The 14,294-nt window shown below is 60.3% G+C and carries 10 protein-coding genes; 1 reads left to right on the forward strand and 9 read right to left on the reverse strand.

What is annotated here, in order from left to right; genetic code table 11:
* Positions 1-1,443: a mechanosensitive ion channel domain-containing protein gene (locus tag ACM6JM_RS22190; protein WP_414882490.1), complete on the reverse strand. Its 1,443-nt coding sequence runs from the start codon at positions 1,441-1,443 to the stop codon at positions 1-3.
* Between the two features lie 139 nt (positions 1,444-1,582).
* Positions 1,583-2,449 carry a pirin family protein gene (locus tag ACM6JM_RS22195; protein WP_414882617.1) on the reverse strand — a complete coding sequence of 289 codons (867 nt, stop codon included), beginning with the start codon at positions 2,447-2,449 and terminating at the stop codon, positions 1,583-1,585.
* A 220-nt stretch (positions 2,450-2,669) separates the two neighbouring features.
* Here ACM6JM_RS22195 and dkgB point away from each other — a divergent pair, with 220 nt between their 5' ends.
* Positions 2,670-3,473, forward strand: coding sequence for a 2,5-didehydrogluconate reductase DkgB (dkgB, locus tag ACM6JM_RS22200; protein WP_414882491.1), 804 nt, complete (start codon positions 2,670-2,672; stop codon positions 3,471-3,473).
* 4 nt (positions 3,474-3,477) lie between these two features.
* On the opposite strand, the gene ACM6JM_RS22205 is transcribed toward dkgB, so the two are convergent.
* From ACM6JM_RS22205 to ACM6JM_RS22235, 7 genes are all read right to left on the reverse strand, one after another.
* Positions 3,478-6,699, reverse strand: a complete 3,222-nt coding sequence (locus ACM6JM_RS22205) for an ATP-binding protein (RefSeq protein ID WP_414882492.1) — start codon at positions 6,697-6,699, stop codon at positions 3,478-3,480.
* Between the two features lie 11 nt (positions 6,700-6,710).
* Positions 6,711-7,334, reverse strand: a complete 624-nt coding sequence (locus ACM6JM_RS22210) for a response regulator transcription factor (RefSeq protein WP_103386608.1) — start codon at positions 7,332-7,334, stop codon at positions 6,711-6,713.
* A gap of 107 nt (positions 7,335-7,441) precedes the next feature.
* The gene (locus tag ACM6JM_RS22215; protein ID WP_414882493.1) at positions 7,442-7,876 is read right to left on the reverse strand and encodes a chemotaxis protein CheY; all 435 of its coding nucleotides are present in this window, start codon (positions 7,874-7,876) and stop codon (positions 7,442-7,444) included.
* A gap of 109 nt (positions 7,877-7,985) precedes the next feature.
* Complete coding sequence (locus ACM6JM_RS22220) at positions 7,986-8,702, reverse strand: MgtC/SapB family protein (RefSeq protein ID WP_103386606.1); 717 nt, start codon at positions 8,700-8,702, stop codon at positions 7,986-7,988.
* Positions 8,703-8,757: 55 nt separating this feature from the next.
* A complete protein-coding gene (gene mgtA, locus ACM6JM_RS22225) occupies positions 8,758-11,457 on the reverse strand; it encodes a magnesium-translocating P-type ATPase (protein ID WP_414882494.1) in 2,700 nt (899 codons plus the stop codon).
* A 579-nt stretch (positions 11,458-12,036) separates the two neighbouring features.
* Complete coding sequence (locus ACM6JM_RS22230; RefSeq protein WP_074687670.1) at positions 12,037-13,374, reverse strand: lysine N(6)-hydroxylase/L-ornithine N(5)-oxygenase family protein; 1,338 nt, start codon at positions 13,372-13,374, stop codon at positions 12,037-12,039.
* Between the two features lie 134 nt (positions 13,375-13,508).
* The gene (locus ACM6JM_RS22235; protein WP_039770110.1) at positions 13,509-13,991 is read right to left on the reverse strand and encodes a sigma-70 family RNA polymerase sigma factor; all 483 of its coding nucleotides are present in this window, start codon (positions 13,989-13,991) and stop codon (positions 13,509-13,511) included.
* Positions 13,992-14,294 lie beyond the last annotated feature (303 nt).

Genomic DNA, 14,294 nt, shown 5'->3' on the forward strand with positions numbered 1-14,294 from the left:
TCAGACGCGATTGCGCAGCCATTGCAGGAAACCTTTTTTCGGCAGCGCCACCGGCGTTTCTTCCGTCAGGGATTGAGCCTTGTGCAGGCGGAAATCGAGCAGCGCCTGCATCGCGTCGTTGATGTCGTGACGAGCGTCCAGGCACGGCTTGAGATAAGACTTTTCAATGCGATACAGCGCGCAGAAGGTCTTGGCGGAGAAGTCGGCCGGCAATGACGTATCGGACAGAATCCCCGCCTCGCCGATCACTTCACCCGGCCCCATCCGTCCTGACTCGAACGGCGCGCCATGGCGCTTGAGCGTCACCGAGACCACGCCGGATTCGATGATGAACAGGTGATCGCTGACCTCGCCGCCCGCGAGGATCGTCTCGCCGGCCCGGAAAGTTTGCAGGGTCATGTTCTGGCTGAAGGTTTCTTTCTCCTCCTGACGCAGGGTGGAGAAAATCGGCGAGCTGTCGAGCAACGCCCGAGGGCGCGAGAGATTGCTCGCCACGCCGGGCTCATCGCTCGACAGCAGATTGACCCCGGACGCTTGCAGGTGCCGGTACGCCAGGTCGAACAGCTGATTGCGCACCACGCGCTTTTCGCTCATCGAGGCGACGAACCCGCTGATTTCATATTCGGCACCCGCACTGTTGGAGCTCTTCAGCGCGACACTCGGCGCAGGGCTCTCCAATAACTGGCGACAACCCTGCATCGCCCGCTCCAGGGCCTCGATCACCGAACTGGGCCGCGCATGGGGGCTGACCTGCACGCTGACGGCCACCCCGAACATATTGCTCGGCCGGCTGAAATTGATGATCTTGGCCTTGGCCGCCAGCGAGTTGGGAATCACCGCCATGCTGCCCTGACTGGTTTGCAGCCGCGTGGCGCGCCAGTCGATGTCGGTGACCCGGCCTTCGGTGCCGTCGATGGAAATCCAGTCATCCAGTTGATAAGGCTTGGTGGTGTTGAGCACGATCCCGGAAAACACGTCACTCAAGGTGCTCTGCAACGCCAGACCGACGATGATCGCCAGCGCCCCGGAGGTTGCCAGCACGCCCTTGACCGGCAGATCCAGCACATAGGCCAGTGCCGCGATGATTGCGATCAGGAAAATCACCGCACCGAGCAGATCCTGCAACAACCGCCCGGTGTGCCCGACCCGTTGCATCATCACCGCACCGATCAACACCGTCAGAGTGCGCGCGCCGAACAGCCACCAGCCGATCTGCAACCCGGTCGCCGCCAGGTGCAACGGCACATTGTCGGCCCACGGCGCAGGCTCCATCGGGTTGAGCCCTTCGTTGAACAGCAGGATGCTGAACAGGGCAAAAATCAGCACCCGCACCAACAGTTTCCATGCGCTGCCGTGGGCGCTGATCAGGCGCCACAGACCGAGATCGACCAGGATCAGGATCAAGGCGCAAAACAACGGATGATCGGTGAGCAGAGACAGCATCAAACAACTCCGACAGGGGCCAATCGCGAGAAGATCGCACAGATTGGGCTCAGTGTAGGAGTAATTGATTTGGCGGGATGAGCGCTACTGCGCGTGCGCAAAAAAAACCGGCAGGCGCACGTGGCGCCTGCCGGAATTTTCAGCCGTGCATCTGGCCGAAGCGGCCGGACTGGAAGTCGGCGAAGGCCTGATGGATTTCCTGCTCGGTGTTCATCACGAACGGGCCGTGGCCGACAATCGGCTCGTCGATCGGCTCGCCACTGAGCAGCAGCACCACCGCGTCCTGGCTGGCCTGGAGGGTGATGCGATCACCGTCACGCTCGAACAGCGCCAACTGCCCTTCGCGCATCGACTCCCCACCGTTGATCTGAACCGAACCCTTCAACACCACCAGCGCCGTGTTGCGGCCTTCATGCAGATTCAGCGAGAGCAACTTGCCGGTGTTCAGTCGCAGATCCCACACGTCGATAGGCGTGAACGTGCGGGATGGACCTTTGTGGCCGTCGAACTCACCGGCGATCAGCCGCAGGCTGCCGGCACCGTCCTTGAGCGCGATTTGCGGGATATCACTGTCCAGAATGGTCTGGTAACCCGGCGCGGCCATTTTGTCCTTGGCCGGCAGGTTGACCCACAGCTGCACCATTTCCAGGTTGCCGCCGGTTCGAGCGAAGTTTTCCGAATGGAATTCCTCATGCAGGATTCCGGAAGCCGCCGTCATCCATTGCACATCGCCCGGACCGATGGTGCCGCCGCTGCCGGTGGAGTCGCGGTGCTGCACTTCGCCTTCGTAAACGATGGTCACGGTTTCGAAGCCACGGTGCGGATGCTGCCCCACGCCGCGGCGTTCAGTAGTCGGGGTGAAATGCGCAGGCCCGGCGTGATCCAACAGCAGGAACGGGCTGATGTGTTTGCCCAGGTTGTCGTAGGAAAACAGGGTGCGCACCGGAAACCCATCGCCGACCCAGTGGCCGCGAGGGCTGGTGTAGATACCGATCAGGTTTTTCATGGTGGACTCCGCAATCAGGTTGATCATGGAGCGATCATAAATTCGTCATGTATTTAGTACTAGTCAGCCAAAACCGTCCTCATCGTTCTACTGGTGGAACGATATCGATCGCGGTGATTCGTGACTTTCAGTCAACAGTACTTTGCCCCGACAGCGGTTTTTCCCAAGGAATCAGACGCGGATACTCCTGCCCATTCCCACTGCAACCCTAGAGTCCTGCATGTCTGTTCCCGCTTTCGGTCTTGGTACGTTTCGCCTGCAAGGTCAGGTGGTCATCGATTCGGTGAGCACTGCCCTTGAACTTGGTTACCGAGTCATCGACACCGCACAGATCTATGAAAACGAGGCCGACGTTGGCGCAGCCATCGCTGCCAGCGGCATTGCCCGTGAAGAGCTGTTCATCACCAGCAAGATCTGGATCGCCAACTTCGCCAAGGATCGTCTGATCGAAAGCCTCAAGGAAAGCCTGCAAAAGCTGCAGACCGACTACCTCGACCTGACGCTGATCCACTGGCCATCGCCGGAAGATCAAGTGCCGGTCGAAGAGTTCATGGGCGCGTTGCTGGAAGCCAAACGCCTGGGCCTGACCCGGCAGATCGGCGTGTCCAACTTCACCATCAACCTGATGAAACAGGCGATTGCTGCGGTCGGTGCGGAAAATATCGCCACCAACCAAATCGAGCTGCACCCGTACCTGCAAAACCGTAAGGTCGTGGAATTCGCCCAGAGTCAGGGCATTCAGATCACCTCGTACATGACCCTCGCCTACGGCGAAGTGCTGAAGGATCCGCTGATCGTGCAGATCGCCGAGCGTCTGCAAGCCACCCCGGCGCAGGTCACTCTGGCGTGGGCGATGCAGTCGGGTTACGCGGTGATTCCGTCGTCGACCAAACGCGCCAACCTGAAAGGCAACCTCGGCGCCACGGCGCTGAACCTGAGCGACGCCGACATGGCGTTGATTGCCACACTGGAGCGCGGCCATCGCCTGACCAGCCCCAAAGGCATCGCGCCGCAGTGGGACTGACCGATCAGGCCTGAAGCTGCTGCGCGAGGTCGTGCATGGCCACGCGCAGCGAATCGATGGCAGCCGTCAATGCCGCTTCGGGCTCATCGTCACGACAGGCTTGCTCGAGTAACCGACACGCCGAGACCACGCGCTCGGCACCGATCATGTGCGCCCCGCCCGTGACGTGATGCGCCAGATCACGTAAATCTGCGCGATCACTTTTGCGGCCCGATTCATCCAGACGCTTCAGGTCGACGCGCAGGCTGCTCAAAACCTCCTCACGCAACTGGTCGATCAGCGGGTTGTCCGCGCCCGCCAGTTGCAACAGCGCGCTCAGATCGAACTCGGCCGGTGCCGGATCGTCCGCGCTGTCGGCCTGCGAGCCCCCGGAGACGGCGGCCATCAAGGCCAGGCTCAATTCGCGCAGCAGAACCGGTTTGAACAGGCAATCGTCCATCCCGGCCGCGCGGCATCGCTCCTTTTCTTCCATCTGCGCATTGGCGGTAAATCCGAGGATCAGACAGGGCGTCCTGCCCATGGCAGCCTCTTCCCGACGCACCGCCCCTGTCAGTTCATATCCGTTGAATTCCGGCATGTTGCAGTCGGTGATCAGTGCATCGAAAGATTGCTCGCGCCACAGCGCGAGCCCTTCCTCACCGCCACCGGCGTCAACAGCGCGATGCCCGAGTTCACTCAACTGCCGGCACAACAGCAGGCGATTCACCGGATGGTCATCCACCACCAGCACGTTCAGCGACTTGACCGTCGCCGCCACTGGCGCCGGCACAGCCTCTTGCACAAGCGGCGCCAGCATCGGCAGCTCCAGTCGCAGCATGACCTGAGTGCCGCGGTTCAACTCGCTGTTCATCCACAAATCGCCGCCCATCAACCGGCACAGGTTGCGGCTGATCACCAGCCCCAGGCCGGAGCCACGCTGCGCCGTTGATGAGTGGTTGCCGACCTGCACAAACGGTCTGAATAATCGCTGCTGATCTTCCGCGCTGATCCCCCGGCCACTGTCTTCAATGGCTACGCCCACTTCAATCAGCCCGCCCTGTTCGCCGAACACGCGCAAGCGCAGGCTGACCTCGCCATCGTCGGTGAACTTGATCGCGTTGCTCAACAGATTCGACAATATCTGCTTGAAGCGTAGGGGGTCGAGCATCACCTCAACGTCGCTGCGCTTATCCAGTTCTGCGTTCCACAATAAAGGCTTCTGCCGCGCCAGGCCTTCGAAAATCCGACACACCGACTCCACCACCTCGCGCAGATTGACCCGTTCGGGAACCAGCGACAAATGCCCAGCCTCAATGCGCGCGATGTCGAGAATATCGCCGATCAATGCCAGCAATTGCTGCCCGGCACTGGACGCCACCTCGATCGCCTGGCGATCGGTCACGCCTTCATCGGCACGCTTGAGGGCCAGTTCGAGCATGCCGATCAGGGCATTCATCGGTGTGCGGATTTCATGACTCATGGTTGCAAGAAACGTACTTTTGGCACGATTGGCTTCGTCGGCCGCGTCCTTGGCCTCCTGCAACTGCTGAACCCATCGCTGGCGCTGACGGATCTGCCGACGCTGAAAACCGATCCAGCCCAATGCCAGCAACAGCAAACCCGCGGCAACGGCAAACCCACGCAAAATTTGCTCTCGATGACGCTGCCAATAGCTGTCCTGCAGTACCACATTACGACTCCAGCGCGCGACCAGAGCGTCGATTTCCTGGGGTGCGATGCTCAGCAGTGCCTTGTTCAGAATCGATTGCAACTGCGGGGCATCGAGCGCCGTGGCCATGGCGACCCGGGCCGGCTGATCACCCAGCGTGGAAACAATGCGCAAGCGATCACGGTACTGGTGATCGATCTGGTAGCGCGCCACCAGCAACGAGCTCAATGTCGCGTCAGCCTTGCCGTCGAGCAGCGCCTGCGTGCCGTCGGCCGGGCTTGGCAATTCGATCAGGTTGATCTGCGGCACGTGCTCCAACAGATAATCGCGCAGTGGATTACCGCGGTAGAGCGCCAGGCGCCTACCTGCCATCTCTTCGAGGCTGCGCGGCGCCTGTGACTTCAAATCGGTGATCAAGACAAAGGGGCTATTGGCGTACGAGCGGGTAAGCAGCATTTGCGTTTCGCGCTGGCGGCTCGGTGTCATCACCGGCAGCAGATCCAGTTGCCCGCTCCTGAGTTGCTCGACCTGACGATCCAGCGACTGACCGCGCACCACCTCGAATGTCAGGCCACTGCGCTGACTGATCAGGTTGAGCAATTGGGCAGCCAGCCCACCGAAACGGCCATCGGCGTCAAAGAATGTCAGCGGTGCAAAATCATCGATGGCGCCGACCCGCACCACCGGATGCTGATCCAGCCATTGTTGCTCGCTGTCGCTCAGGCTGACCCTCGACTGCGCTGCCATGTCGGCGCGACCGGCGCTCCAGCGCAGTTCCATGGCCAGGCGCTGTTCCATGGGAATCGCCAGCAAGGCCTTGTCGACCAGACGTTTCAAGCGTGTGTTGCTGCGGGCCAGGGCGAAGCCGAACGGGTTGGCGTCAAGGCCCGAGGGCCCCGCCAGTTGCAGGTCGTTGTGAAAGTGAGTGTTGATCAGATAGCTGGCGCTGATGAAGTCGCCGAGATAAAGAACAGCGTCGCCGAACGCTACAGCTCCGAGGGCATCAAGGATCGAGGGGTAACGCTGGAGGATCGCTTGCGGATAAGCCTCCTCGATGGTCCAGACAGGCAAGTAGTCTTCCACCATGGCGATACGTTTGCCGGCGAGATCATCCGGCAACGGCTCATCGAGCCGGGTCACCCACATCGGCTGATCTTCAGCGTAGGCGCGCGACAGCATCAGGTCGGGATCAGCGATTTCAAAGTTGTTCGACGTACCCAGCAGGTCCACATCCCCGGCCTTGAGCGCGGCCATCGCGCTTGCGCGGTTGGCATAACACCAGACTTCGACGTCGATGTTCAAAATCTGTGCGATCGCATCGGCGTAATCGGCGGTGAGGCCTTCCAGTTCGTGTCGTTTGCGAGTCAGTTCAAAGGGCGGGTAATCCGGCCAGGAGGCACCGATGCGCAATACCGGGTGCGTGCTCAGCCACTGCCGATCCTGCTTGTCCAGTTGAATCTGTACGCCTTCCAGGCGGGTGCGGGAGACGATTTCGAGCCGCTGCGCCGGCCCGGTCGCGTGCGCTGAGCTTGCAAGCATCAGTATCGACAGAAGTACGGCCCGCAGAGGACATATCATGAGGCTACCGATCAAGACAGGCCGTTGCGTTTGACAAACGCTCCCAACGCCACCAGCGAGCTCACTCCGAGTTTCAGCATCAAACGGCTCTTGTAGGTGCTGACGGTTTTGTGACTGAGGTTCATCGTCAGAGCGATGTGCTTGTTGGACTCACCTCTGGCCAGCTTCAGCATGATTTCCATTTCGCGGGTGGACAGAAGTGCGATCAGCTCTCGCTCATCGCGGTGCGCTTCGGATTGCACGGCATTGACAGGCACTTCAGGAAAGTAGCTATAGCCCAAACGGACGGCCTTGATAGCATTCTGCAAATGCTGCATCGAGGCGGACTTGGAGACAAAAGCCATCGCCCCCGCACGTCGACAGCGCACCACATAGTGTTCAGGTTCGGCCGAGGTGAAAATCACCACCTTGCAGACCAGCCCGATGGCCCTGATGCGCGCCAACACTTCCAGGCCGCCGAAGCCATCGAGTTTCAGGTCGAGCACGACCAGATCCGGCGTGTGCTCACGGAGCATTGGCACCACATCGACGCCTTTGGAAGTTACATAAATCGGTTTGTAGCCCGCAGACTCCAGAACCAGACGCAGGGCTCCAACCACCACCGGATGATCATCAACGATCAATGCTGAACCCATGACCACTCCCGGGGCGAATACCTGACATGACGCCACCGATCCAGCATGAACGGGACTATTGGTAGCTGCGCTACAACTGTTGCACGGTGTGCGCGCTGAATCACCTGTCAGATCTGACAGTTGTGCGCCAGACCGATCTGTGATCGAACACGCGATGGGCGCCCGAACGAAGCCTCGACCGAGGTCATCAACTGTTCGATTTCGTCGAATGAAGGCAGCGCTGCCGGGCTGGTGATGATCTTTGCCTCGAAATGCCCGGGAACCCCTGTGGAATCCGCCGGCGCACCATAGACCAGGGCCCGTCGGATTTGTGGGTGATCGAACAGAAAACCGGGCAGATCCGCGATCCCGCTCGCCAGTTCGGCATTGACCACCAGGACATCGAACGGCTGACAGCCGTAATCGACCAGGGTCAACAGTTCGGCAAGGTTTTGTACCGGCGCGATGCGGTGGTAATTCAGGCCGTTGAACAGGCGCTCGATCTTCATCCGATGAAAGTGCTGCAAGTCGGCGATCAGGATGCGCAGGGTTTTGTCGGTCAATGTGGAAGTCCGGGTAGTCGCTTCAAGTGGCGGCAAGACTACCCAAGCATCGGGATACACTCTGTAGGACTTTTCCGAAAAACACGGTCACTCATCGGGATTGAAAAAGTTACTCCGTGGTGCTCGGACTCCAGAACGCCTGCACCACCAGCGTCGACGTCGAGATTCGCGCCACCAGCGCATCCAGTTCATCACCGTCCACCGAGGTGGTGGCCAGCGTCGCTTCGATCTCGATTTCATCGGCACCGAAGGCATGTATATCGACATCGCTGGCCGGGTAATTGCTGCGTTCCAGCTCGGCCTCGAGCAAGGCGAACACGGCTTTCTGCTGCGAACGCCGGGCGATGACATAAACAATGTTGGTGACTTCCGCCGAGACCACGTCCAGCGGCTGACGGTTGATGTTGTTGACGATCGGCCGCAACAAGGTATTGGCGGCGAGCACGAACAAGGTGCCCAGGACCGCTTCGGCCAGTAGGTCGGCACCGGCGCAGGCACCAACCGCCGCCGAGGTCCAGAGCGTGGCGGCGGTATTGAGCCCGCGCACGTTGCCCTCTTCGCGCATGATCACCCCGGCACCGAGAAAGCCGATGCCGGAGACCACATACGCGACCACCCGCACCGCGCCTTCGGCCCCGGCGAGACGGTTGGCCATGTCGACGAAAATCGCCGCGCCGACCGCCACCAGCACATTGGTGCGCAAGCCCGCCGTGCGTTGCCGGTACTGGCGTTCGAAGCCGATCAGGCCGCCTAGGATGAACGCCGCGCTGAGGCTGACCAAAGTGTCGAGCAATGAGCTGAGGTTGAGATTGTTGATCGCTTGCATGTCGAACTCCTTGAAACCGCCCCCCCTCGCTCCCACAAGGGGGGAATCTTGCCTGTTACTGCCAGCCGAACCGGCGGATGTAGAAGCCTTTGACGGCCTGGGTCAGCGCCATGTACGCCAGCAGGATCACCGGCAGAAACACGAAGTACATCGACGGCAGCGCCTGCAATTTGAAGTAGTGCGCCAGCGGCCCCATCGGCAGGAAGATGCCCACGGCCATGATGATTGCGGTCATCACCAGCAGCGGCATCGCCGCGCGGCTTTGCAGGAACGGAATCTTCGGCGTGCGGATCATGTGCACGATCAGCGTCTGGGTCAGCAGCCCGACCACGAACCAGCCGGACTGGAACAGGGTCTGGTGATCCGGGGTGTTGGCATCGAACACGTACCACATCAAGGCGAACGTTGTGATGTCGAAGATCGAACTGATCGGACCGAAGAACAGCATGAAGCGCCCGACATCCCCCGGCTGCCAGCGTTGTGGCTGTTTCAGCATCTCGTCGTCGACGTTGTCGAACGGGATCGCGATCTGCGAAATGTCATACAGCAGGTTCTGCACCAGCAGGTGCATCGGCAGCATCGGCAGGAACGGAATGAACGCACTGGCCACCAGCACCGAGAAGACGTTGCCGAAGTTCGAGCTGGCGGTCATCTTGATGTACTTGAGCATGTTGGCGAAGGTCCGACGCCCTTCCAGCACGCCCTCCTCCAGCACCATCAGGCTCTTTTCCAGCAGGATGATGTCGGCCGCTTCCTTGGCGATGTCCACCGCGCTGTCCACCGAAATCCCGATGTCTGCGGTGCGTAGCGCCGGGGCGTCGTTGATGCCGTCGCCCATGAACCCGACCACGTGGCCGTTGCCCTTGAGGATGCGCACGATGCGTTCCTTGTGCGACGGCGTCAGCTTGGCAAACACGTTGGTGGTTTCCACCGCCACCGCCAGTTCGGCGTCGCTCATGCGTTCGATGTCGTTGCCCATCAACAGGCCTTGCTGGGCCAGGCCCACTTCGCGGCAGATCTTGGCGGTCACCAGTTCGTTGTCGCCGGTCAGCACTTTCACGGCCACGCCGTGTTCGGCCAGGGCCTTCAGCGCTGGTGCGGTGCTTTCCTTCGGCGGATCGAGAAACGCCACGTAACCGATCAGCGTCAGTTCCTGCTCGTCGCTCAGGCTGTAAGTGTCGCGCCCCTGCGGCATCGACCGTGCCGCCACCGCGACCACACGCAAGCCTTCAGCGTTGAATGCTGCGGTGACCTGACGAATTTTCGCCAGCAATTCATCGCTCAAGGCTTCGTCGACTTCACCGTGACGAACCCGGCTGCACACCGCCAGCACTTCTTCCACCGCGCCCTTGCAGATCAGCTGATGCGGCTGGCCGCGCCCTTCCACCACCACCGACATCCGCCGGCGATTGAAATCGAACGGGATCTCGTCGACCTTGCGAAACGCCGTGCCGACCTTCAGCTCACGGTGGATTTCCACGTGTTCCAGCACCGCCACGTCGAGCAGGTTTTTCAGACCGGTCTGGTAATAGCTGTTGAGGTAGGCCATTTCGAGCACGTCATCGGAGTCTTCGCCCCAGACGTCGACGTTACGCGCCAGGAAAATCTTGTCCTGGGTCAGTGTGCCGGTCTTGTCGGTGCACAGCACGTCCATGGCGCCGAAGTTCTGGATCGCATCCAGGCGTTTGACGATGACTTTCTTGCGCGACAGGAACACCGCGCCCTTGGCCAGCGTCGAGGTGACGATCATCGGCAGCATTTCCGGGGTCAGGCCCACGGCAATCGACAGCGCGAACAGCAGCGCTTCGGTCCAGTCGCCCTTGGTGAAACCGTTGATGAACAACACCAGCGGCGCCATGACGAACATGAAGCGGATCAGCAGCCAGCTGACTTTGTTCACCCCTTGCTGGAACGAAGTCACCGCGCGATCCGTCGCCCCGACCCGCTGCGCCAGTGCACCGAAATAGGTGCTGTTGCCGGTAGTGAGAATCACCGCCACCGCCGTGCCGGACACCACGTTGGTGCCCATGAACAGGATGTTGTCGAGCTCCAGCGGATTGCGCGTGTCGCGATCGGCCTGACGCGGGAATTTTTCCACCGGCATCGATTCACCGGTCATTGCCGCCTGGCTGACGAACAGATCCTTGGCGCTGAGCACCCGGCAATCGGCAGGAATCATGTCGCCGGCCGACAGCACGATCAGATCGCCGGGCACCAGTTGCTTGATCGGCAACTCAGCACGCGGCGCATCCCGGCGCAGCACGGTGGCGGTGTTGCTGACCATCGCCTTGAGCGCGTCGGCGGCCTGGTTGGATTTGCTCTCCTGCCAGAAGCGCAGCAGCGTCGAGAGCACCACCATCGAGAAAATCACGATCGCGGCCTTGAGGTCTTCGGTCAGCCACGAGATCACCGCCAACAGGGTCAGCAGCAGGTTGAAAGGGTTCTTGTAGCAGTGCCACAGGTGGGTCCACCACGGCAGCGGTTGCTCGTGTTCGACTTCGTTGAGGCCGTGCTGCGCACGCAGCACATCGACTTCGAAATCGGTGAGGCCATCAGTGTGGGTGCCGAGTTTCGACAACAGCACGCCGCTGTCGCAATGGGCGGCGTCCACCAGCGTGTTGGCGAGGGTGGGCGGCACTTCACGGCTGACCGTGGTGTCGCTGAGGGTTTCCAGCAAGGCCAGGCGACGGAAGTGCCGGGCGATGTGGCGGGTCCGCAGGAAGCCTGCGAAAAATTCCTTGAGCGTAAGTTTCATGGCTGTTGCCCCTATGGTCAGCCGGGAAACCGTCGAGCAGGTACGTCCTCGTCCTGGGCACCGGAAAACCGGCACGGCAAGGCGTGGCGCGCCGGTCAGAAAAGACAGGCGTGTCGATAGGGCTGCAATGACGACGATGAAGTCGACTTCACAGGCTTTTCAGTGTCGATGAGAAGGACGTCGGGACATGACCGGGACCGGTCATGATCGGGATGCCGCTGCTCGCTGTTCGGCGAGACAACGGCACAAAGAAATGCGCGTTATCTTGCCGAGAATCCGCCGGTTACAAGGACCGGCCGACAACTGTCACTCGAACAAGTACCCACTGTGGGTCTCCGCTATTGATGAAAACGCGCGAAGCTTACGCCCCGATTTCAGGAGAGTAAACCCGCAAAAGGAAGTGTGTCGGGGAATGTGGCGGGTGTTCAGGAAGGGTTCAGGATTGCCCCCGAGATCGTTCCCACGCTCTGCGTGGGAATTCAGCCGGGCACGCTCTGCGTCCCATTGGAACGCGGAGCGTCCCTTGAGGCATTCCCACGCAGAGCGTGGGAACGATCAGTGTGGAGGCTGAAAGGATACTTAGCTGGCAGTCGCCAGCAACAAGTCCATCACCGAACGGCTGTGCCCGCGGTTTTTGCCATGCTCATACAGCGAGCCGGCAATCTCGTCCGCGCGGATCGGCAGGATCGACAGCAGCGTATCGCTCAGACCATGACTGGCCTGGCAGAAGCCCTGCATGTACAGACCGGCCTTGCAGCGCTCGTCGGTGATCAACCGGTAATTGCGATCGACCTCGAAGTCGCCCAGGTATTCTTCCAGCGGCGCCAGCAGTTTGCGGTGCATCTGACGCTCGTAACCGGTGGCCAGCACGACTGCATCGTAGGCACGCACGGTGACTTCGCCGGTGGCATTGTTGCGCACGGTCAGTTCAATGCCGTGTTCGGTGGCAGTGGCTTTCTCGACCGTAGTCAGAGTGCGGAACGCATGACGTGCGACGCCGGAGACTTTCTGACGATAGAAGATGCCGTAGATGCGCTCGATCAGGTCGATGTCGACCACCGAGTAGTTGGTGTTGTGGTACTCGTTGACCAGACGCTCACGCTCGCTGCTCTTCTGCTGGAAGATCAGGTCGGTGAATTCCGGCGAGAACACTTCGTTGACGAACGGGCTGTCGTCCGCCGGTTTCAGGGCCGAGCCGCGCAGGATCATGTCGACCTGCACCGACGGGAACGAATCGTTCAGGTCGATGAAGGCTTCCGCCGCGCTCTGGCCGCCACCGATGATCGCAATGCTCATTGGCTGGTTGTTGATGCACGGCTGCTTGGCCATCTCGGCCAGGTATTGCGAGTGATGGAACACCCGACCGTCGCCCTTCAACGCCTTGAACGCTTCGGGAATGCGTGGCGTGCCGCCGGCGCTGACCACCACCGAACGCGCAGTACGCACAAACTGCTGGCCTTCGGTATCACGGGAAATCACCCGCAGCGCTTCGACCTGATGGTTGTGCAGCACCGGCTCGATGGTCAGCACTTCTTCACCGTAGCGGCTCTGTTCGGTGAACTGCCCGGCCACCCAGCGCAGGTAGTCGTTGTACTCCATGCGGCACGGATAGAAGGTGCCGAGGTTGATGAAGTCCACCAGACGGCCGTGGTGCTTGAGGTAGTTGACGAACGAGTACGGGCTGGTCGGATTGCGCAGGGTGACCAGATCCTTGAGGAAGGAAATCTGCAACTCGCTCTGGGTCGACAGGGTGTTGCCGTGCCAGCTGTAGTGGGGTTGTTTGTCGAGGAACAGCACATCCAGCTCGCCCTGGGTCGGGCCGCGCTCTTGCAGAGCGATGGCCAGCGCCAGGTTCGAAGGGCCGAAACCGACGCCGATCAGGTCGTGAACGATGGGCGATGCAATTGCCTGTGTCATTTCCAGTGTCCTCTGGAGGAACCCCGAACCAGCGGGGACGAAAAGCCTGAGTGACCTGACCGGCCTTGAGCAGGACAGCAGATCGTCTGTTGAGTAGGAACGAGGACAGTGAAAAAAAATTTAACGCCGGTAGCTCAATGGACATCCCATTGCTTGATGCGCAGGCGGCAATGTTTCATGGCGTTGACGATGTGCTTTTCCACCAGAGCCTTGGAAATCCCGAGGTGCTGCGCGATTTCGGGATGCGACAGACCTTCGATCTTGCGCAACAGAAAACTTTCGCGGCACAGCGGCGAAAGTTCTGCCAGGGCACGCTGGAGCATCTCCAGTCGCTGACCGTGATCGAACGTGTTGTGGGGGGACGGCGTGAAATAGCGCTCTTCGCTGTCGAGTACTTCCAGCGATTCGACCTGACGCAGGGCATTGCGCCGATGGTCGTCGATTACCAGATTGAGCGCGGTGCGGTAGAGGAAAGCCCGGGGTTGCTCGATCGGCGTGTCGCTGGAACGCTCCAGAACCCGTACATAAGCGTCATGCACCACATCTTCGGCGACCTGGCGGTTGCCGAGCTTGGCGTTCAGGAAACACACCAATTCGCGATAGTAGTTTTCCAACATGACTCCCGGCCGCAAGGGGTGCGGTTTCTGTCCTTGAGCCCGATCCTGACTGCACTGGAGGCAGTAGCATGATAGTGGCAACTTGAAGGGCGTAATTTATAGTAATTCTCATATAGATTTAAAGTAGTGATTCTCTTCACCAGACAAATAGTCCTGCCGGGCAACCTGTAACTTCGTGTGTGAGCACTTAAATTCCCTTGCGCATTCATCGTTTACAGGACAGCTCCCCGTGTCTGTCGTGCCTTGCGACAGCGTTCAGCGACCGACCGAACCTGTTCACCTGCTGAACGACGGGCCGAATTC

The sequence above is a fragment of the Pseudomonas sp. IT-P2 genome, from assembly GCF_949767575.1.
Classification (GTDB): Bacteria; Pseudomonadota; Gammaproteobacteria; order Pseudomonadales; family Pseudomonadaceae; genus Aquipseudomonas; species Aquipseudomonas pharyngis.